Consider the following 18,668-nt stretch of genomic DNA (forward strand, 5'->3'; position numbering starts at 1 on the left):
CGGAGAGGGGGCAATGGGGGCTTCGGGGCTTACTACTCGCTGGTAGATGTAATCGGGGTGCTGTGGAGGTGTGCAGGGCGCTCCCACTCCCGCCCGATCCCCGCCGCAAACCAGGCATATAGGGATAAGACCGCCCTGGCGGGCCGGAGCAGGCGGGCCCGTCCCCTTCGCCGGGGCGCCGCCCCGCTCCCGCCGTCGCCGCCTGCCTGAACCCCCGCCCCGTGAGGCGCCGCGCCCGGGTGAGGTGCTCGCCCCGCCCCTACCCTCGCCGCCTGCCTGAACCTGCACTCCGCGAGGCGCCGCGCCCGACCGACCAGCCGGTCCCCCTCCCGTCGTCGCTGCCCGCCTGAACCTGTACCCCGTGGGGTGTCGCGCCTGGCTGGGGCGCCTGGCCCCGCCCCTTCCTTCGCCGTCGCCGCCCGTTTGGACCTTCGCTCTGCGGGGTGCCGCACCGGACCGACCAGCCGGTCCCCTCCCGTCGTCGCTGCCCGCCTGAACCTGTACCCCGTGGGGTGTCGCGCCTGGCTGGGGTGCCTGGCCCCGCCCCTTCCTTCGCCGTCGCCGCCCGTTTGGACCTTCGCTCCGCGGGATGCCGCGCCCGACTGGGACGCCCGGCCCCGCCGGCCGTTCGGTGGTGGGGAAGGGGCGGCCGGGCGGTGGTGCCCGGAAAGGGGGTCGGTGTCCGGGATCGGCCAGGCCGGTCTCCCGGTGCGGTCGGCCGCCGCCGGGATGGTCCCGGTGACCTGCGGTGCCGCCCGCAGGGGTCGCCGGGGGCCGGAACAGCTTCTCCGGCCTGCGCGCGGCCCCGCCGGGGAGCGCTGCCCTCGGTGATATTCTCGCGGCGCTCTGCAACGGCTACGGACAACGGAAATCCCCCATGGACCTTCGCGACCAGAACTCCCCGCCGCGCCGCTTCGCATCCCCAGGGGTGCTGGGGTTCGTGCTGCTCTGCTTCTTCCTGCCGTTCGTCGGCGTCTCCTGCGAGAGCTCGATGGGGTCGATCGAGGTGCAGGCGAGCGGCTGGGACATGGCCGTCGGCGGCGAGCCCTCGATCACCGGTACCGGCGTCTTCGCGGAGGGGACGGAGACCGACGCCTCCCAGATGACCACCGAGGACCTGGAGTCGGAGACCGGCGAGCCGATCGAGACGTTCAGCCCGCTGATGCTGCTCAGCGTCGTGGCGATCACCGCCGGCATCATCGTCGGGTCGATTCCGGCCAAGCCGTTCGTCCGCGCGGTGGGCGTGCTGTCGGCGAGCGGGCTCGGCCTGCTGCTCTCCCTGGTGAACATCTCCCTCGCCCTGGCCGGCGGCACGGAGGAGTCCTCCTACGGCGTGGTCGTCTCGGCGGGGACCAGGGCGGGCTTCTGGATCACCACGCTGCTGCTGATGGCCGTCGTCGGCTTCGCCGTCTTCGAGATGGTGGCGAGCCGCCGGCCCGCCCCCGTGGTCCCCGGTGGACCGGTCGGTCCGGGCGGCCCGGCGGGTCCGGGTGGGCCCTTCCCGCCGCCCGGCCAGGTTCCGCCCGGCCAGGCCCCGCCGCCCGCCGGTCCCTACCGGGCCGGGCCGCCTACCGGGCCGATGCCCCCGCAGCACCCGCCCGTGCCGCAGCGGCCCCCGATGCCGCAGGCCCCGCCGCCCCAGGGCGGCCCGGCCGCGCCGGCGCCCCCGCCCTGGGCCGCCCCGCCGAACGCCCCGCGCTTCCTCCCGCCGGGGCGGCAGGAGCAGTAGGCCACTGGAGGAGGGGCCCGGGCGCCGGAAGCTGCCCGGGCCGCCCTTTCTCCGATGATCTTGACGGTGCGGGCCCTGTCCGAGGGTGCGGCCAGGGGCGCGACGTCAAGATCATGGGAGGGAGAGGGGAGAGGGAGTGGGCCGCTGGGTGCCGCCGGCTCACTCGCCGTCGGCGGGCGGGGCGTCTGGGTGCGGCGGGAGGGCCAGGCCGATGTGCTCGCCGATCTCCTCGATCAGGCCCAGGTCGGCCAGGCGGAACGAGCCGCGGTTGCTCCGCCGGACCAGGGTGAGGGCGCCGCGGACGCCGCGGCTGCCGATCAGCGGGACGCTCAGCAGCGAGCCGGCGCCCAGGGCGCTGAGCACCGGGGCGCCCCCCGAGTCGGTGCCGAGCACCGTCTCGTCCTCGATGAGCTGGTTGAGGACCGACTTGCCGCTCTCCAGGACCCCGCCGGGGACCTCGGAGGCCATCGGGTCGAGCCCTTCGAGGAGTCCGCGGTGCCCGTCGCTCTCCGGGACGGCGACGACGGCGCGGCGGGCCCGGCGCGGGTCGGCCGGCAGGTCGCAGACGTCGATCAGCACCCAGTCGGCGTAGGAGTCGGCGAGCAGCGCCGCCGCCTCGTCCAGCGCCAGCGGGCTGCCCACCCCGCCCGGCCCGGCCGAGGCGAGCAGCAGCCGGGTCATCCGGGTGAGCACGTCGAGCCGGCGCGCGGCGAGCACCACCACCTGGTCCTCCACCTCCGACTCCAGCGGCGGCGGCCCCTCGTCGTCACCGCCGCCCTCCAGCGGCGGCGAGACGACCGCCAGCACCAGCGGGTTGGCCTCGGTCGGCAGGTCCAGCCGGGTCAGGGTGAGGTGCACGTCCTCGGCCCAGCCGCGCTGGGCGAGCCGGGACTCGAACGACGCCGGGTCGCCGCCGCGCAGCACCGAGGCCAGCCAGGACCGCATCGGCGCCCGGCGGCGCAGGTCCACGAAGTTGGAGAACGGCTTGCCGGTCAGGTAACCGGGGGCGCTGCCCAGCCGCTCGGCGGCGAGCGTGTTGATCCGGCGGATGTAGCCCTCGTGGTCGAGCAGCAGCACCGGCACGGTCAGCTCGCTGAAGACCGCCCGCAGCACCGCCTTCTCGTCGTCCGGCGCCCGCGGCCCGTCCGGCGGGGCGCCGTCGCCCGCCTCGGAGGCGAGCCGCTCGCCGCACTCGCGCAGCAGCTCGCCGGCGTAGCCGAGCTCGGCGAGCGCGGCCTCGGCGGTCCCGGCGGCGTCGTCGGGGTACATGCCGAGCGTGGTGCGCAGGGCCTCGGCCCGCTCGTTCAGCTCCGCGATCTCCCGCTGCAGATCGGCGAGGTTCTCCGGCACGCTCTCAGACTCCAGACATCTAGCCGTGCGGGGCCGCGGCGACGTGCTCCGGCGCTCTTCTTTTCCCCCGCATGACGCTAACGCATGCGGAGCCCTGCGGGTTCTGCGGTTACCGTGGAGTTCGGCCGTGTCCGAGCGGGTGCGGCCCCGAGCGCGACCGGGTGCCCGCGCGGGCACCGGAGAGGGGGCTGCGATGACCGGCGGCGCACCGCAGTGGGTCGAGCGGCTCGCCCGCGAGATCGGCGCGCTGGGGCAGGCCGAGGGCGGCACCCCGGAGCGGGCCCTGGACCGGATGAGCGTCGCGGCGGCGCGCGCCGTCCCCGGCTGCTCGGCGGCGCTGGTGGTGATCTGGCGGGACGTCGGCCCCGGCGGCGACGGCGACGAGGTGGCCGGCGGGCACGTGGTGGTCGACTACGGCGCCTCGCACTCCGACCTGTCCACCGCCTTCGAGTACCAGTACACGACCGACCAGGGGCCCGCGGTGGAGGCGGTGCGGGAGATGCGCCCGGTCGCCATCGGCGACGTGCTGCGCGAGGACCGCTGGCCGGACTACGTCAGCACGGCGGTGCAGTGCGGCGACCGCTCCTCGGTCACCTACCCGGCCGAGCTGGACGGCGAGGTGGTCACCTTCGGGGTGCACTCCGGCCGGGGCGACGCGTTCGACGTGGAGGCGGTCGCCCCGCTGGTGGCCCTGCTCGCCGAGCACGCCGCGATGGCGCTGCACAGCGCGGGCCGCTACACCGACGTGGCCCGGGAGGCCGCGCACATGCGCCGGGCGATGTCCGCCCGCGCGGTGATCGACCAGGCCAAGGGGATCATCATGCACGCCCGCGGGTGCGGGGCGGCCGAGGCGTTCGAGGAGCTGCGCAGGGTGGCCCAGCGGAACCGGATGAAGGTGACCGAGGTGGCGCGGAGCCTGGTCGAGGAGAACACCGCGGAGCGGCCGCGCCCGGCCGCGGCGGCCCAGCGCAGGCGGATGTGAGCTCCGCATGTGGGTGCGGTATCGGTGTGATGACGGTGCGCGGCGCCTTCTGTATCGGGCCCGGGCCGGGCGCTAGGGTGGTTCGGGTGGCGTTCCCGCCCGGCGCGCGCCCGCCCCGGCGGGAGCAGACCGCTGCGGGACGCCGGCGCAGCGGAGGAGGAGAGTGAGCGTGCCGTCGGAGATCCCGGTCCGCCGCGACGGCGGTGTCGCGGTCGTCTCACCCTCGGGGGAGCTGGACGCCGTCACCTCGCCAGCCCTCGCGGAGACCCTCGACGCGCTGCTGCTCGCCTCGGAGGAGCCGGTCCGCGGCATCGTGGTGGACCTGGCGGCCGTCACCTTCTGCGACTCCCGCTGCATCGGGGTCCTGGTCGCCGCCTACCGGCAGGCCCGGGAGCGCGGCATCGGCCTGGCCGTCGCGGCCCCGCAGCGCACCGTGCTCCGGCTGCTCGTGATCGCCGGCATCGACCAGGTGATCACCATCGAGTCCGACCCGGTCGTGGCCCGCGAGGCCGTCCTGGCCTGAGCCGGCCCGGCGGCCCGGCCTCCCCCCGCGATGATCTTGACGTTGCGGGGGCATCGGAGCGTTCTGACACCCCCGCAACGTCAAGATCATCGTTTCCGCCGCCGGAGGGCGGGCGGAGGGTCAGCCGAGGCGGAAGTGGAGCCGGACCCGGGTGCCCTCGGGGCCGGGGAGGACCTCGAAGAAGTCGCAGACCTGGCGGGTGATCCACAGCCCGTAGCCGCGGTCGCCGGAGGTGTCGGCGGGGCGCAGGCCGACGCTGCGGTCGTCCAGCTCGGGGGAGGGGTCGTGCACCTCGCAGACCACCCGGCCGTCCTCGTGCCACAGCGAGACGGTGCCCTTGCCCGCGCCGTGCTCCAGCACGTTCGCGGCCAGCTCGTTGACCGCGATGACCAGGTCGGACCGGCGCTCGTCGGGGATCCCGGCGGCGTCGGCCAGCGCCGCGGCGTCCTCCCGGACCAGGGCCAGGTCGGCGGCCAGGTCCATGCTGAGCACCGGGGCCCCGGCCGGCGGCGGGGCGGGGGCGCCGGCCTCGGGCACCGGGCGGTGCGCGGGGTTGGCGCGGGGCCCCTCGGGGGTGGCCAGGCAGGGGTGCGCGGCCAGGGCCGCCTCGCCCACCTCTTCGGGCAGCTCCGAGGTCAGGTGCGCGCACACCACCCGCAGCCGGTGGCCGGCCAGGGCGGTGCCGAGCTCGGTCTCCAGCCGCTGCCAGTGGGCCAGCTCCACCGGGCGGTCGGCGGGCAGCAGCGGCTCCCCGACGAAGAGCGCGCCGGAGGGCCCGGCCTCCAGGGCGAGCCGGTGCAGGGCGGCGACGGTCCGCCCGGGGGCGTCGTAGAAGGCGCCCCGGTCGGCGAAGCGCAGGCCGGCCCCGGCGTCCGGCCGGGCGGAGCGGAGCCGGTCGCGCAGCCGCGGCCCGACGGCCGCGGTGACGCGCGCGCCGCGCGCCAGGCCGCCGTCGATCTCGGCGAGCAGCGCGTCGCACAGCAGGTCCGGCGCTCCGGCGAAGGCCCCGGCGTGCTCGAACCCGGAGGCCGGGGCGCCCGGATGCGTCGCGTGCGCCACATGCGAGGTCATCCCCGGGCGCTCCTCCTGGCGTTCGGGACGTCGGACAGGGGGCGGCACGGCCGGACCTCACCCGCCGCCCGGACTAGTGTGCATCATCACCGGAGGCGAGCGGGAGGCCGTCCTCGGCGGGCAGCGCCGACCGGTAGATCCGCTCGGTCTCGGCGGCGACCCGCTGCCAGGTGAACCGGGACCGGGCCCGGTCGGCGGCGGCGATGCCCTGGGCGGAGCGGACGGTGGGCTCGTTCATCAGCGAGCGGACCGCGCGGGCCAGCGCGTCCGGGCGGGCGTGCCGGAGCAGCAGGCCGGTGGTGCGGTCCAGCACGGCGCCGGTGGCGCCGCCGGACGCCTTGGCGACCACCGGCAGCCCGCACGCCATCGCCTCCAGCACCGCGCCGCCGTAGGGGTCGTAGGCCTCGGCGGAGACGTAGACGTCGGCCGAGCGGAGCAGCCGCGGCAGCTCCTTGCGCTCCACCGGGCCGGCCAGCCGGACCCGGTCCTCCACGCCGGCCTCCTTGACCAGCAGCTCCAGCCGGCGGAGGTCCTCGTCGAGCGAGGGGTCTGCGGGGGAGGAGGCCGCGACCACCAGCAGCTCGGCCCCGGGCAGCCGGGTGAGCGCCTCGACCACCCGCTCGGCGCCGCCGGAGCCGGGCCGGGCGACGGTGATCAGCCGGGCGCGCTCCTCGCGGCGGTGGCTCCACGGGTCGGTGGCGGCGCCGCCCTCGACGCTGAAGTGGTCGGTGTCCACGCCGAACGGGACCACCGCGACCTGGTGCCGGGGCAGCCCCATCCGGGCCAGTTCGAAGCGGAGGTCGGCGGAGCCGGCGACGACCGCGTCGGCGCGGCCCGCGATGGCCGCCTCCATCCGGACCCGGTCCGGCCGCTCGGGAAGGCCGGAGCGCTGCTCGGCGACGTTGAGGGAGTGGAAGGTCTGCACGATCGGCGGCGTCCCGCCGCGCTCGGCGCCGCGCACCGCGGAGAGCGCGGCCAGCCCGCTGGTCCAGCCGAGGGCGTGCACCACGTCCGGGGCGTCCTCGTCGAACGCGGCGGAGAGCGCCGCGGCGAAGGCGCCGGTGTGCTCGGCCTCCTCCCCGCCGTGCAGCGGCCGCTCCGGCCCGGCGCGCAGGATGTCGGCGTGCACGCCCCGGCCCATCCGGGAGCGGCCCTCGGGGTCCTCGGTGCTCTTGCGCGCGTACACCGTGACCCGGTGCCCGAGCTTGGCCAGCTGCCGGGAGAGCGATGCGATGTGGACGCTGTCACCGCAGGTGGCTTCGCCCCTGTGGGCGGCGAGGGGAGTGGTGTGCTCGGCGATCAGGGCGATCTTCACGTAGGACTCCTCGTTGCGGGACGAGATCGGAAAAGGCGCGCGGAGGCCGGCCGCAGGGCGGGCGGGGCCGGCCGGTCGGAGGCCGGGCGGGGGCACCGGCGAGGCGCGGGAGGGCATCGCGAGAACGCGTCCGCGCGGGGCGCGGACGCGGGGAGGGCGAAGTGGGAACACGGGTCGGAACATGAAGACGCATGGGCAACACACCTTGGGTTTCAGCGGAGAAAGAGGAAACACCGGAAGCGCCCGCCTCGGCACCGGGAGGTGACCTCCCGGGAGGGAGCGCTCTGAGGTAGGTGTGTCTGCGTCTTAGACACCCGGACCGCCCATTCTGCCAGACGCCCCGAAGAGCCGACAACGCCGCTGTGACGTGCGGTGACATGGTGAAGCCCCATGTGGGTGGGGGCGGAGCGGCCCCGCGGGGTGTTTGTCGGCGGGCGTCTCGGGCAGGGTGGCGGCGACGGGCGGTGTTCGCACGGCGCACACCGCGGACCGCGAGCGCGGACGGAGGCGGGTCGGATGGCCGGGATCGTGCCGCGGCAGGCGGAGCGGGCGCGGGCGGGGCGCCCGCGCGGGAACCCGGTGCCCGGCCTGCACCCGCTGCGCGGCGGGCGCGCGCTGGTGGTGGGCGGCTGCGTGCCCGGCCCGGACGGCGCCCCGGCGGAGGCGGTCGCCGCCGCCCTGGCCGCGGCGGGCGCGGCCGTGGCGGTGGCCGGCGACACCGGGCGGCCCGGCGCCCCCGCGGCGGTGCTGCCGGCCGACGGGCCCGGCGCGGTGCCGGCGGCGGCGCGGCGGGCGGCGCGGACCGGCGCCCCGGTGCTGGCCCTGCACTGCGCGGCCGGCTCCGAGGCGGCCTGCCGGGCGGCCGTGGCCCACACCACCCTGGAATTCGGCGGGATCGACCTGGTCGTGGTCTGCGCGGAGGCGGGCGGCGAGGTCCCGGTGCGGACGGCGTCCTGGCTGCTCGGCGCGGTGCGCGAGTTCACCCGGGGCGGTGCGGCGGTGCTGCTGGCCGGGCCGGCGCCGCAGGGCGCCCCGACCGTTCCCGGGGCCCGCCCGGACGACCCCAGGGTGGCGGTGCGGCCGGTGCCGGGGGCGGAGCCGGAGGAGCTGGCCCGCGGCTGCGTGCGGGCGGCCGCGGAGGCGGTGCGCGGCCGGGCGGCGGGTGCGGCGGCGGTGCGGCGGGCGGTCGCGCGCGGCCCGCGGCGCTGAGATCAGCGGTACCGGGATTCCGGGCGGAACCTGCGTGCGCGGGCGATTTCCGCCATGATGTACGCGGTCTTTGGCAAGGGGTACCGGTCCCCCGATACGGTTACTTGATCAAAGCGCCTCCGCTACCGTCCGGGAGAGGCGCCGCTTGGTCGTGAACGGCAGGCCCGCTGCCGATGAAACTGGAGGTAGGGCGCATGGGTGTCGCTGGTGGGGAAGTCACGGTCACGGCCCTAACGCACCGGGGCGCCGTCCGTCCGGCGAACGAGGACGCGGTGGTCATGGGCGCCCTGACCGTCGCCAGCGCGAACATGACCGTTCCGGTCCGCTGCACGATGTCGCTCGCCGAGCCGGTGATCCTCGCGGTCGCCGACGGTCTGGGCGGCCACGCGGCGGGGGAGATCGCCTCCGAGCACGCGGTGCACCGGATGGCGGAGATGAGCCCCCGCCTGGTCGGGCCGGACGACGTCGACGTCCTGCTGAAGAACATCGACGAGGAGATCAAGGAGCACGCCACCCAGCACGCGGAGTTCTCCGGGATGGGCACCACGGTGGCGGGGATCCTGCTCAACGCGGACGGGAACTTCTGGTTCAACGTCGGCGACTCGCGTACCTACCGGCTGGAGGGCAACCGGCTCCGCCAGCTCTCCCAGGACGACTCGCCGCCGCTGCCGCCCTCCGAGGACGGCAAGCCGGTGACCACCAACTTCATCACCCAGTCGCTGGGCGGCAGCGGTGCGACCGCGATGGTCCCGCACGTCGGCCGGGACCCGGAGCCGGACCCCGGCGCCTGGCTGATGTGCAGCGACGGCCTGAGCGACCTGGTCACGCTGGAGGACATGGAGCGGATCATCGCCGAGGCGGCCGACGACGAGGCCGCGGTCTACGCCCTGTGGCGGGCCGCGATGGACGCCACCGGCCGGGACAACATCAGCATCCTGCTGGCCCGCCGCAACTAGGCGGGGGCCGGAACCGGCGAGGGGCCGCGGGCCCGGGGCGCGCCCCGGGCCCGCGGCCCCTCGGTCCGTGCGGGGTCAGGCGCCGCTTCCGCCGCTTCCGCCGGAGCGGTTCCGCAGCAGCCGCAGCACCACGACGGCGACCAGGGCGATCAGCGCGATGCCGATCACCGCGCCGCCGACCGGGCCGAACAGCGAGACCGGGTCGGAGGAGGGCACCGGGGCCTCGGAGGCGTCGCCGCCCGCGGCGGCGTCCTGCTCCCCGCCGTCGCCGGCGGAGTCCCCGGCGGCCGGGCTCTCCTCCGCGGAGGCCCCGTCCTGCTCCGCGCCGGCCACCGCGTCCTCGGTGAGGGTGAAGGAGAAGTCGTCCTCCACCACGTGGCCGTCGGAGGAGACCATCCGGTAGGCGACGGTGTAGTCGCCGGCCTCGGTCAGCTCGTCCAGTTCCACGGTGGCGTCCGGGCCGTCGACGGCGGGCTCGCCGACCGCGTGGTTCGTCCCGGAGGGGCCGTTGACCACCACGGCGTTCCCGCCGTCGCCGATGTCGGCGCTGAAGGTGAGTTCGATCCGCTCGGGGGCCCGGTCCAGTTCGGCGTCGGCCTCCGGGGTGGAGGAGAGCAGGGTGTCGTGGGCCAGGGCGGCGGGGGCGCCGCCCAGCCCGAGGAGGCCGGCCGCCGCCAGGGAGGCGGCCAGTACGGCGCCGCGGCGCAGCGGCTTCTTCACGGTGGTGTCGTTCATCGGTTCGGGCCCTTTCCGGCCGTCGGGGTCGGTTCCTCGGCGTGCGCGCTCAGCGCGCGGCGGCCGGGGGACCGCGCTGCCGGTCGGCGCCGAGCAGCCCGGGGCCGGGACGGGCGGAGGGGGCGGGGGCGGCCGGCCGGGGCCGGGCCGGGGGCGGCGCCCCGCGGAGCGGGGCGAGCAGCCGGGGCAGTGCCGCGAAGACCAGGCCGGCCAGGGCCCACAGCGCGGCCTCGCCGTGCGCGAGCAGCGCGGCGGCGAGCAGCGCCGCCCACAGGTGCCCGGCGAGCATCGCGGGGTGGTAGCCCAGGGCGTGCGCGGCGTGCGGGCCCGCCGCCGCGGCCGCGGCCGGTTCCGGGGCCGGGGCGCCCCAGGTGAGCAGCAGGTGGAGCGGGAGCTGGGCGGCGGCCAGCACCGCGAAGATCTCGCCGAACTCGCGCCGGGCGCGGGTGAACCGGGAGAGCGGCGGCCACAGCGCGGCCCCGGCGAGCAGCGGGGCCCATGGGGCGGTCGGCGCGCCGCCCCAGACCGCGTGCCCGCACCAGGCGATGCCGACGCACGCCGCGGCGAGGACCGCGGCGCGCAGCGCGTGCAGCGGGCCTCGTGCGGGGACGGGCCGGGCGGGACTGTGCACGGTTCTCGAACCTAACCGAGGCGGCCCGGCGGAGGAACCGCCCCATCGCGCCGGGCTCCCGGCGCGGTGCGGGGCGCTGGGCGGGCGGGAGCGCGCTCGGTGCGGCGGGGCGGGAAGGGCGGGGAAGGACGGAGGCCGGCCGCCTCCGCTCGGCGGCCGGCCTCCGAAGGGTGCTCTTCTAGGCGACCGGGGCCAGCTCGCGGCGCATGTAGCGGCGCTCCTCGGGCGTGGTGCCGCCCCATACTCCGTCGGCCTCTCCGGCCCTCAGCGCCCACCGCAGGCATTCTTGGCGAACAGGGCAGCTGCGGCAGACGGCCTTGGCCAGGTCGGTGCTCTGCCGGCCGGGGCCGGTGCTGCTGACCGGGAAGAAGAGCTCCGGGTCGTACTGGCGGCATGCTCCGCTGCGGACCCAGTCTTCGCTGTCGTGGTAAAGGCGATTCACCGGAAGCCTCCGTTCCCATGCTCACGTCCCGCCCCACCGGGCGGGGGGACCGCCGGCGGGACCGCCGCCGACCGGGACCTCGCGTGAAGGCTGTCGATGGCCGTGCGATCGAGCTTCACCGAGACATCGACCCGCTGTAGTACTACAACGGGTCGTACTACACGCAGTCTGTTCGATAACGCCGCTCAGTTCAACCCGTGGGACGGTTCCCGTGAAGGAACGAGGCCACCGTCACACGATCCGTGCAATCACCCCGCTGACCCGCCGGACTGCGGGAACGCCGGAGGTTCCGGCGGGCGGAGCGGAACGGGGGTGGGCGCTTCGTGGTCTGTCGCGAGGATTCACCCGAATCAGTGTGACTTAGAACACTGTTCTCGGCGGCGTGTCCGTGGCGTATGTTTGCCCGGTGAGAGCCGGGCGCGGCAGCATGCCCCCGGAACTCCTCCGCCGGACGGCCCGCGCGGCGATCGGGGTGAAACCCCTGGTGGCCCCGGAGTCCCGAGCGCTTCCGGGCGGGCCCGACCGGCCGCCCCCGATCCCCACGGATTGTGACGGCGAGCGCCAGAAGGGCTAGCTCTACCCGGTGCAACAGCGTCGAAACACATCCGCCGTTTCCAAGAAAAACGCTGCTCAGGAACGTTCGCTAAGTTCCTTCGACGTGCCTCACCGAAGCAGCGACCTCGCAGATCCCGAGTCGGCCGACCGCGGCCCGCTCCCCAGGGTGACCGCCGGAACCGGCGCCGATCCCGACGGAGCGGTCCTCTCCCGGCCGGTGCTCGACGACGGACCGGACCTGTGGCGGCTGGCCCGCGACTGCGGCCTCGACGTCAACACGCCCTACGCCTACGCCCTGTGGTGCCGGGACTTCTCCGACACCTCGGTGATCGCCAGGGACGCGGACGGCACGCCGCTGGGCTACGTCATCGGACATCTGCGCCCGGCCGCGCCCACCACCTACTTCCTGTGGCAGGTGGGCGTCGCCGAGCGGGCCCGGGGCCGCCGCCTGGCCAGGCGCATGCTGGACCGGATCGCGGAGCGCTTCGCCGGCCTCGGCGTCACCCACCTGGAGGCCACCGTCACCCCGGGCAACGCCGCATCGCGCGCGCTGTTCGCCTCGTTCGCCCGGGAGCACGGGGCCGAACCCGTGTGGACCCCGCTGTTCGAGCACCGCCACTTCCCGGCCGAGAGCGGCGGCCACGAACCGGAGGACCTGGTCCGGATCGGCCCGCTGCACACCCCCGACCCCTCCTGAACACCCCGACTTCCAAGCCGAGAGCCCATGAAACTGGGGAAAGGAACGAAGGAACCCACGATGGAGATCTTCGAGCGCCTCGAGTCCGAAGTCCGCAGCTACTGCCGGAACTGGCCGGTCGTCTTCAACGAGGCGCGGGGCAGCTACATCTACGACGAGTCGGGCCGCGCCTACCTCGACTTCTTCGCGGGTGCCGGTTCCCTCAACTACGGTCACAACAACCCCGAGCTCAAGACCCGGCTCATCGACTACATCCTCTCCGACTCGGTGGTGCACAGCCTGGACGCCTACAGCGCGGCCAAACGCGAGTTCCTCACCGCCTTCGAGGAGGTCCTGCTGGGCCCGCGCGGCCTCGACTACAAGGTCCAGTTCCCCGGCCCGGCCGGGAACAACGCGGTGGAGGCGGCGCTGAAACTGGCCCGCAAGTACACCGGGCGCGAGACCGTCATCAGCTTCACCAACGGCTTCCACGGCATGACCCTGGGCGCGCTGGCGGTGACCGGCAACTCGATGAAGCGCGGCGGCGCCGGCGTCCCGCTGGGCCACACCGCCACCATGCCGTTCGACAACTACCTCGACGGGCGGACGCCGGACTTCCTCTGGCTGCGCAGCCTGCTCGAGGACAGCGGCAGCGGCCTGGACAAACCGGCCGCGGTCATCGTCGAGACGGTCCAGGGCGAGGGCGGCATCAACGCGGCCAGCGCCGAGTGGCTGCGCGGCCTGGAGGCGCTCTGCCGCGAGTACGGCATCCTGCTCATCGTCGACGACATCCAGATGGGCTGCGGCCGCACCGGCGGGTTCTTCAGCTTCGAAGAGGCCGGGATCACCCCGGACATCGTCACCCTGTCCAAGTCGATCAGCGGCTACGGCCTGCCGCTCGCGCTCACCCTGTTCCGCCGGGAGCTGGACGTGTGGGAGCCGGGCGAGCACAACGGCACCTTCCGCGGGTTCAACCCCGCCTTCGCCACCGGCGCCGCCGCGCTCCGCGCCTTCTGGAGCGACGACGAGCTGGAGAAGGCGACCCTGGCCAAGGGCGAGCTGATCGCCTCCCGGCTGGCCGACATCGCCGAGGACGCCGCCGAGGCGGGCGCGCACGTCCGCGGCCGCGGCATGGCGCGCGGCCTGGCCTTCGAGCGCCCCGGCGCGGCCAAGGCGGTGGCCGCCGAGGCGTTCAAGCGCGGCCTGCTGCTGGAGACCTCCGGCCCCGAGGACGAGGTCGCCAAGCTGCTGCCGCCGCTCACCACCGCCAACGAGGACCTGGAGCGAGGGCTGGACATCATCGCGGAATCCACGCGTGCCGCGGTGAAGACCCCCCAGCCGGCCTAGCGCCCTGATAAACCGGGTTGCATCATCCGGAACGGCCCGCGGACCCTGTGAAGGCGGACGCCCCGCGCGGAGCGGGGTCCGCGGGCCACTGCACGAAGCAAGCGAAAAGGGAGCAGCCACAGTGATCGTGCGCAGCCTGAAGGACATCGACGGCACCGAGGCGGACGTCCAGACCGAGACCTGGCGCAGCCGTCGGATCGTCCTCGCCAAGGAGGGCGTGGGCTTCTCGTTCCACGAGACGGTGCTGTACGCGGGCACGGAGACCAGCATGTGGTACGCCAACCACATCGAGCTGGTGCACTGCATCGAGGGTGAGGCCGAGGTCACCAACGACGAGACCGGCGAGGTCCACCTCATCACCCCCGGCACCCTCTACCTGCTCAACGGCCACGAGAAGCACACCGTCCGCCCGAAGACCGACTTCCGGGTGCTGTGCGTGTTCAACCCGCCCGTCACCGGGCGCGAGGTGCACGACGAGAACGGTGTGTACCCGCTGCTCACCGAGGCCGACGCCTGAGCGCCCGGGCGGGGCGCGCCGCGCCCCGCCCGCCCGCGCCCGCGCTCGGCCCCGGCCACGAACGCCAGAGAACCGATCACGAGCAGAAGAAGGAGAGAACCCCGCAGAGGGGTGACGCCATGACTGCGTTGACGGAGACTCAGCTGCCGGCCCCGGACGAATACCCGACCCGCAAGGACCGAGCGCCGGCCCTGCTCTACCGGACCCACCCCACGGTGTGGGGCCCGGTCGAGGACGGCCCGTGCACCACCGAGGAGATCGAGGCCTACGCGGCCACCGGATACGCCCGCACCGAAGGGCTGCTCACCGGGGACGAGATCCGCGGCCTCAGCGCCGAACTGGACCGGCTCCGCGGGGACGACGGGATGCTGGTCGACGACCGCACCGCGATCGCCGAGGGCCTGGACGGCGCCCAGGTGCGCTCCGTCTACGAGGTGCACCGGATCAGCGACGCCTTCGCCGAGCTGGCGCGCGACCCCAGAGTGGTCGACCGCGCCCGGCAGATCCTCGGCTCCGACGTCTACCTGTACCAGACCCGGGCCACCCACGTCCCCGGCCTCGACGCCGCCGACGTGCACTGGCACTCCGACTTCGAGACCTGGCACGCCGAGGACGGCATGCCGGCGCCGCGCGCGGTGGCGGTCTCCATCGCGCTGACCGACGCCGTCGAGGAGAACGGCGCGCTCCGGGTGATGCCGGGCTCGCACAAGACCTTCGTGTCGTGCGTGGGGGAGACCCCCGACGACCACTACCTCGACGCCGGCAAGAGCCAGGAGGCCGGCCTGCCCGACGACGGCAGCCTGTCCATCATGACCGGCATGTACGGCGTGGACGTGCTGGCCGCCGAGGCCGGCGCCGTGACGCTGTGCGACGCCAACCTGATGCACGGCGCCGCCGCCAACGCCACCTCCGACCCGCGCTCCGAGCTGCTGCTGGTCTTCAACAGCGTGGAGAACACCTGCGTGGACCCGTTCTCGGCGGACGCGCCGCGCCCCGCCTTCCTCGGCGCCCGGGAGGCCCGGCCGCTGAGCTGACCGCGGGCGCGCTCCGCGCCGACCGCGCGGGCGCCGCCCGGCCGCTCCGGCCGGGCGGCGCCCGCCCCCTCCGCTCCGCCGGGGACCGGTCCGCTCCGCCCTCCGGGACTGACCCGCTGAAGTCGCCCGTATCCCTAAGGTGATCAGGTCGTTCTTCCCGGGTAGGTCTCCCGGGGCGACCCGATCGTTACGGGGCCGGACCCGGCCAGAGCGTTGGGGAACAAGTGGATAACGACCCCGTTAGGGGCCGCCGATCTTGGGGACGTGAGCCCGAACAAGGCGGCACCGACCGGCGATCCGCGCGCTCGCCGGGCGGCCGCGGACCCGCGCGACAGCGGGCCCGCGGCCGCCCGGCGGGCGCCGTCGGTGTCCTCCTCCCGGGGGAGACCCGCTCGGGGAGGACCGCCGCACCATTCCCTTAGCCCCCGATGAGGAGAAGTCAATGAGCAAGAACAGGCCGCACGGCCGGTACGGACGCCGCGATCTGGTCCGTGTGGGCGCACTGGGGGCGGCGGCCGTCCTCGGGGCGACCTCGCTGACCGCGTGCTCCAAGGCCGACACCGGGCCGATGAGCCTGGACGACCTGCGCGAGCAGGGCTACATCCGGGCCGCGATCAACAACGAGCCGCCGTTCGGCTTCATCGACGAGGACGGCGAGGTCACCGGTGCCGCTCCGGAGCTGCTCCGGGAGATGGCCAAGGAGCTCGGCATCGAGGAGGTGCGGGCGGAGTCGGTCGCCTGGGACGCGCTCATCCCCGGACTGAACTCCGGCAAGTACGACGTGGTCGCCGCCGGCATGTACATCACGCCGGAGCGCTGCGAAGAGGTCGCCTTCATGGAGCCCGACTACAAGGTCGAGCAGGCGCTGATGGTGCCCAAGGGCGACGCCGAGGAGCTGCCCGACTTCGCGGCGGTCGCCGAGGACGGCGAGGCCAAGATCGCGGTGCTCAACGCCTCGGTGGAGCAGGGCTACGCCGAGGCCGCCGGGGTGGGCAAGGACCAGATGGAGCTGGCCGGAAGCGCCACCGAGCTGCTCGACCTGCTGGAGAACGGCCGGGTGGACGCGGTCGGGCTGAGCACCTTCTCGCTCAACTACCAGATGGAGCAGCGCGGGATGGAGGACGACTTCGAGGTCACCGAGGGCTTCATCCCGAAGAACGAGGAGGGCGAGGACGAGAGCCCCGCCGGAGGCTTCGCGTTCGCCAAGCAGAACACCGAGGTGCGCGACGAGTTCAACACCGTGCTCGCCGGCTTCAAGGAGGACGGGACGCTCCGCGAGACCGTCGAGCCGTTCGGCTTCGACGAGTCCTCCGACCCGGGCGACCTGACCACCGAGCAGCTCTGCGCGGCCGGCTGACGGAAGGGCCACGTGGACTTCTTCGTACAACGCTATCCGCTCTACCTGGAGGGCGCCTGGGTCACGATCCAGCTCACCCTGGGCGGAGCCGCGCTCGCGTTCGTCCTGGCCATGGTGGTCGGGACCCTCGGCACCCTGCAGAACCGGTTCGCCCGGGCGGTGGCCACCGTCTACACCGAGGTCTTCCGCGGCATCGCCGCGCTGGTCCTGCTCTTCTGGACGACCTACTCGCTGCCCCAGCTCACCGGCTACGAACTGGATCCGATGTTCGCCGCGATCCTCGCCCTGGGCCTCAACCTCGGCGCGTACGGCGCCGAGGTGGTCCGGGCGTCGATCAACGCGGTGCCCCGGGCCCAGGTGGAGGCGACGATCGCACTGAACATGACCTGGTGGCGCCGGATGCGCCTGGTGGTCCTGCCGCAGGCGTGGGCGCAGATGCTGCCCACCTTCGGCAACCAGGTCATCGAGCTGATGAAGGCGACCGCCATCGTCTCGATCGTCGGCCTGACCGACCTGACCAAGGTGGCGCAGGACTTCCGCGCCTCGGCCGCGGCGGACACCTTCACCGTGTTCTTCGCCGCCCTGGTGCTGTACTTCCTGATCGCGCAGGTGCTGATCCTGCTGGTCCGGATCCTGGAGCGGCGGGCCAACCGCCGGCTGGGCCGGGTCCCGGAGGGCGGCGGGCTCCTGGCGCTGCTCCGGCCGCCGTCCATCGGAACGACGACGGGGGGTGCGCGCTAGATGTGGGACGTCGAATTCACCCGGATCCTCATCCCCGCGCTGCTCAGCGGGCTGTGGGTGACCCTGCAGGCCACGGTGTTCGGGTACGCGCTGGCCCTGGTGCTGGGCCTGGCGATCGCCATCGTCCGCCGGGTCCCGGTGGTCGGCTCGGCCGTCTTCGTGGTCATGGAGTTCGTCCGGACCACCCCGCTGCTGGTCCAGCTGGTCTTCATCTTCTCGCTGAGCGGGCTCTCCCAGGTGTCGCCGCTGGTGATCGGCATCGTGGTGCTGGGCGTGCACTACTCCGCCTACACCGCGGAGGTGTACCGGTCCGGCATCGAGGGCGTGGCCAAGGGCCAGTGGGAGGCGTGCCGGGCGCTGAGCCTGCCCACGTACCGGGTCTGGGGCGCAGTGGTGCTCCCGCAGGCCATCCGCAAGGTCATCCCGGCTCTGGGCAACTACCTGATCGCGATGTTCAAGGACACGCCGCTGCTGTTCGCCATCTCCGTCCCGGAGATGCTCAGCGTGGCCAACGGCCTGGGCGGGCAGTACTTCCGTTTCTTCGAGGCGTTCACCCTGGTGGGCGTGGCCTTCCTGGTGGTGAGCGTGCCCTCCGCAGTGATCATCCGCCGTCTGGAGCGACGTTATGCAGCAGTCTGACGAGAAAGAGTCCCCCGGTATGGCAGACCAGGCTTCCGGCGGCCCGCTGATCACCTTCGAGGACGTCGTCAAGAAGTTCGGCGACAACGTGGTCCTCAACGGGCTGAACCTGGAGATCAACGCCGGCGAGCGGGTCACCCTGATCGGGCCCAGCGGCTCCGGCAAGACCACCATCCTGCGCCTGCTCATGACGCTGGAGCGGATCAACGGCGGCCTGATCCGGGTCGGCGGGGAGCCGTTCAGCCACATGGACAAGGGCGGGAGGCTGGTCCCGGCCAGCGAGGCATACCTGCGCGCCAAGCGCAAGCGGATCGGCATGGTCTTCCAGCAGTTCAACCTGTTCCCGAACATGAGCGTGCGGAAGAACATCACCGAGGGCCCGGTGCACACCCTGGGGGTGGGCAAGGACGAGGCGAACCAGCGGGCCGAGGAGCTGCTGGAGATGGTGGGGCTGTCGGACAAGATCGACGCCCACCCGACCCGACTCTCCGGCGGCCAGCAGCAGCGCGTCGCCATCGCCCGCGCGCTGGCCATGCGCCCGGAGATCCTGCTCCTGGACGAGGTCACCTCGGCGCTCGACCCGGAGCTGGTCGCGGGCGTGCTGGACGTGCTCCGGGACATCGCGCGCAGCACCGACATCACCATGCTGTGCGTGACGCACGAGATGGGCTTCGCGCGCGACGTCTCGCACCGCGTGTTCATGTTCGACCAGGGCCGGATCGCCGAGGAGGGGCCGCCCGAGCAGCTCTTCGGCGACCCCCGGGAGGAGCGGACCAAGACCTTCCTCAAGGCGGTCCTGGAGACCGAGTGACCGCAGGCCGCCGAACACGGCGGGGGCGGGCCGGACGCATCCGGCCCG

The 18,668-nt window shown here is 74.3% G+C and carries 19 protein-coding genes; 13 read left to right on the forward strand and 6 right to left on the reverse strand.

Going from position 1 to position 18,668, the window contains the following annotated elements; translation table 11 throughout:
• Window positions 1-877: 877 nt before the first annotated feature.
• Window positions 878-1,729, forward strand: a complete 852-nt coding sequence (locus tag D459_RS34930) for a hypothetical protein (protein ID WP_026120101.1) — start codon at window positions 878-880, stop codon at window positions 1,727-1,729.
• Between the two features lie 159 nt (window positions 1,730-1,888).
• On the opposite strand, the gene D459_RS0106175 is transcribed toward D459_RS34930, so the two are convergent.
• The gene (locus D459_RS0106175) at window positions 1,889-3,079 is read right to left on the reverse strand and encodes a GAF domain-containing protein (protein WP_017592125.1); all 1,191 of its coding nucleotides are present in this window, start codon (window positions 3,077-3,079) and stop codon (window positions 1,889-1,891) included.
• Between the two features lie 193 nt (window positions 3,080-3,272).
• Here D459_RS0106175 and D459_RS0106180 point away from each other — a divergent pair, with 193 nt between their 5' ends.
• Complete coding sequence (locus D459_RS0106180) at window positions 3,273-4,061, forward strand: GAF and ANTAR domain-containing protein (RefSeq protein ID WP_017592126.1); 789 nt, start codon at window positions 3,273-3,275, stop codon at window positions 4,059-4,061.
• Window positions 4,062-4,230: 169 nt separating this feature from the next.
• A complete protein-coding gene (locus D459_RS0106185) occupies window positions 4,231-4,584 on the forward strand; it encodes an STAS domain-containing protein (protein WP_017592127.1) in 354 nt (117 codons plus the stop codon).
• A gap of 120 nt (window positions 4,585-4,704) precedes the next feature.
• On the opposite strand, the gene D459_RS0106190 is transcribed toward D459_RS0106185, so the two are convergent.
• Together D459_RS0106190 and D459_RS0106195 are read right to left on the reverse strand one after the other, a co-directional pair.
• Window positions 4,705-5,655, reverse strand: coding sequence for an anti-sigma factor RsbA family regulatory protein (locus D459_RS0106190; RefSeq protein WP_017592128.1), 951 nt, complete (start codon window positions 5,653-5,655; stop codon window positions 4,705-4,707).
• 73 nt (window positions 5,656-5,728) lie between these two features.
• Window positions 5,729-6,970, reverse strand: coding sequence for a glycosyltransferase (locus D459_RS0106195; protein ID WP_017592129.1), 1,242 nt, complete (start codon window positions 6,968-6,970; stop codon window positions 5,729-5,731).
• A gap of 516 nt (window positions 6,971-7,486) precedes the next feature.
• Between D459_RS0106195 and D459_RS35805 the strand changes: the two genes are divergently transcribed.
• Together D459_RS35805 and D459_RS0106205 are read left to right on the forward strand one after the other, a co-directional pair.
• A complete protein-coding gene (locus D459_RS35805) occupies window positions 7,487-8,179 on the forward strand; it encodes a hypothetical protein (RefSeq protein ID WP_017592130.1) in 693 nt (230 codons plus the stop codon).
• Window positions 8,180-8,373: 194 nt separating this feature from the next.
• Window positions 8,374-9,135 (forward strand): PP2C family protein-serine/threonine phosphatase, encoded by a 762-nt coding sequence (locus D459_RS0106205; RefSeq protein WP_026120102.1) that lies wholly within the window; start codon window positions 8,374-8,376, stop codon window positions 9,133-9,135.
• A gap of 75 nt (window positions 9,136-9,210) precedes the next feature.
• Here the strand turns inward: D459_RS0106205 and D459_RS0106210 are convergent, their stop codons facing one another.
• The 3 genes from D459_RS0106210 to D459_RS0106220 all read right to left on the reverse strand — a co-directional run bounded on the left by D459_RS0106210 (window position 9,211) and on the right by D459_RS0106220 (window position 10,943).
• Complete coding sequence (locus tag D459_RS0106210) at window positions 9,211-9,870, reverse strand: copper resistance CopC family protein (RefSeq protein WP_017592132.1); 660 nt, start codon at window positions 9,868-9,870, stop codon at window positions 9,211-9,213.
• Window positions 9,871-9,919: 49 nt separating this feature from the next.
• Window positions 9,920-10,501, reverse strand: coding sequence for a hypothetical protein (locus D459_RS0106215; protein WP_017592133.1), 582 nt, complete (start codon window positions 10,499-10,501; stop codon window positions 9,920-9,922).
• A gap of 178 nt (window positions 10,502-10,679) precedes the next feature.
• Window positions 10,680-10,943 carry a WhiB family transcriptional regulator gene (locus D459_RS0106220; RefSeq protein ID WP_017592134.1) on the reverse strand — a complete coding sequence of 88 codons (264 nt, stop codon included), beginning with the start codon at window positions 10,941-10,943 and terminating at the stop codon, window positions 10,680-10,682.
• A gap of 721 nt (window positions 10,944-11,664) precedes the next feature.
• On the opposite strand from D459_RS0106220, the gene ectA reads away from it, so the two are divergent.
• From ectA to ehuA, 8 genes are all read left to right on the forward strand, one after another.
• Window positions 11,665-12,195 carry a diaminobutyrate acetyltransferase gene (gene ectA / locus D459_RS0106225; protein ID WP_017592135.1) on the forward strand — a complete coding sequence of 177 codons (531 nt, stop codon included), beginning with the start codon at window positions 11,665-11,667 and terminating at the stop codon, window positions 12,193-12,195.
• 60 nt (window positions 12,196-12,255) lie between these two features.
• The gene (gene ectB, locus D459_RS0106230) at window positions 12,256-13,521 is read left to right on the forward strand and encodes a diaminobutyrate--2-oxoglutarate transaminase (protein WP_017592136.1); all 1,266 of its coding nucleotides are present in this window, start codon (window positions 12,256-12,258) and stop codon (window positions 13,519-13,521) included.
• Between the two features lie 121 nt (window positions 13,522-13,642).
• Window positions 13,643-14,038 (forward strand): ectoine synthase, encoded by a 396-nt coding sequence (locus D459_RS0106235; protein WP_017592137.1) that lies wholly within the window; start codon window positions 13,643-13,645, stop codon window positions 14,036-14,038.
• Between the two features lie 119 nt (window positions 14,039-14,157).
• Window positions 14,158-15,072 (forward strand): phytanoyl-CoA dioxygenase family protein, encoded by a 915-nt coding sequence (locus tag D459_RS0106240; protein ID WP_051065325.1) that lies wholly within the window; start codon window positions 14,158-14,160, stop codon window positions 15,070-15,072.
• Window positions 15,073-15,514: 442 nt separating this feature from the next.
• Entirely contained in the window at window positions 15,515-16,429 is a 915-nt protein-coding gene (gene ehuB, locus D459_RS0106245) for an ectoine/hydroxyectoine ABC transporter substrate-binding protein EhuB (RefSeq protein ID WP_017592139.1), read from the forward strand.
• Between the two features lie 12 nt (window positions 16,430-16,441).
• Window positions 16,442-17,170: an ectoine/hydroxyectoine ABC transporter permease subunit EhuC gene (gene ehuC, locus D459_RS0106250; protein ID WP_017592140.1), complete on the forward strand. Its 729-nt coding sequence runs from the start codon at window positions 16,442-16,444 to the stop codon at window positions 17,168-17,170.
• Window positions 17,171-17,809, forward strand: a complete 639-nt coding sequence (ehuD, locus tag D459_RS0106255; RefSeq protein ID WP_017592141.1) for an ectoine/hydroxyectoine ABC transporter permease subunit EhuD — start codon at window positions 17,171-17,173, stop codon at window positions 17,807-17,809.
• Window positions 17,796-18,620, forward strand: coding sequence for an ectoine/hydroxyectoine ABC transporter ATP-binding protein EhuA (ehuA, locus tag D459_RS0106260; protein ID WP_026120103.1), 825 nt, complete (start codon window positions 17,796-17,798; stop codon window positions 18,618-18,620). The genes ehuD and ehuA overlap by 14 nt, the downstream gene beginning before the upstream one ends.
• Window positions 18,621-18,668: the final 48 nt, after the last annotated feature.

The organism is Nocardiopsis potens DSM 45234 (assembly GCF_000341105.1).
In the GTDB taxonomy this organism is placed as follows: Bacteria; Actinomycetota; Actinomycetes; order Streptosporangiales; family Streptosporangiaceae; genus Nocardiopsis_A; species Nocardiopsis_A potens.

What these genes read in the sequence shown, in the direction of transcription:
- ehuB (WP_017592139.1), top strand. Translation starts at nt 15,515, where the DNA reads ATGAGCAAGAACAGGCCGCACGGCCGGTACGGACGCCGCGATCTGGTC.
- D459_RS0106205 (WP_026120102.1), top strand. Translation starts at nt 8,374, where the DNA reads ATGGGTGTCGCTGGTGGGGAAGTCACGGTCACGGCCCTAACGCACCGG.
- ehuA (WP_026120103.1), top strand. Translation starts at nt 17,796, where the DNA reads ATGCAGCAGTCTGACGAGAAAGAGTCCCCCGGTATGGCAGACCAGGCT.
- ehuD (WP_017592141.1), top strand. Translation starts at nt 17,171, where the DNA reads ATGTGGGACGTCGAATTCACCCGGATCCTCATCCCCGCGCTGCTCAGC.
- D459_RS0106240 (WP_051065325.1), top strand. Translation starts at nt 14,158, where the DNA reads ATGACTGCGTTGACGGAGACTCAGCTGCCGGCCCCGGACGAATACCCG.
- D459_RS34930 (WP_026120101.1), top strand. Translation starts at nt 878, where the DNA reads ATGGACCTTCGCGACCAGAACTCCCCGCCGCGCCGCTTCGCATCCCCA.
- D459_RS35805 (WP_017592130.1), top strand. Translation starts at nt 7,487, where the DNA reads ATGGCCGGGATCGTGCCGCGGCAGGCGGAGCGGGCGCGGGCGGGGCGC.
- D459_RS0106180 (WP_017592126.1), top strand. Translation starts at nt 3,273, where the DNA reads ATGACCGGCGGCGCACCGCAGTGGGTCGAGCGGCTCGCCCGCGAGATC.
- ectB (WP_017592136.1), top strand. Translation starts at nt 12,256, where the DNA reads ATGGAGATCTTCGAGCGCCTCGAGTCCGAAGTCCGCAGCTACTGCCGG.
- D459_RS0106190 (WP_017592128.1), bottom strand. Translation starts at nt 5,655, where the DNA reads ATGACCTCGCATGTGGCGCACGCGACGCATCCGGGCGCCCCGGCCTCC.
- D459_RS0106210 (WP_017592132.1), bottom strand. Translation starts at nt 9,870, where the DNA reads ATGAACGACACCACCGTGAAGAAGCCGCTGCGCCGCGGCGCCGTACTG.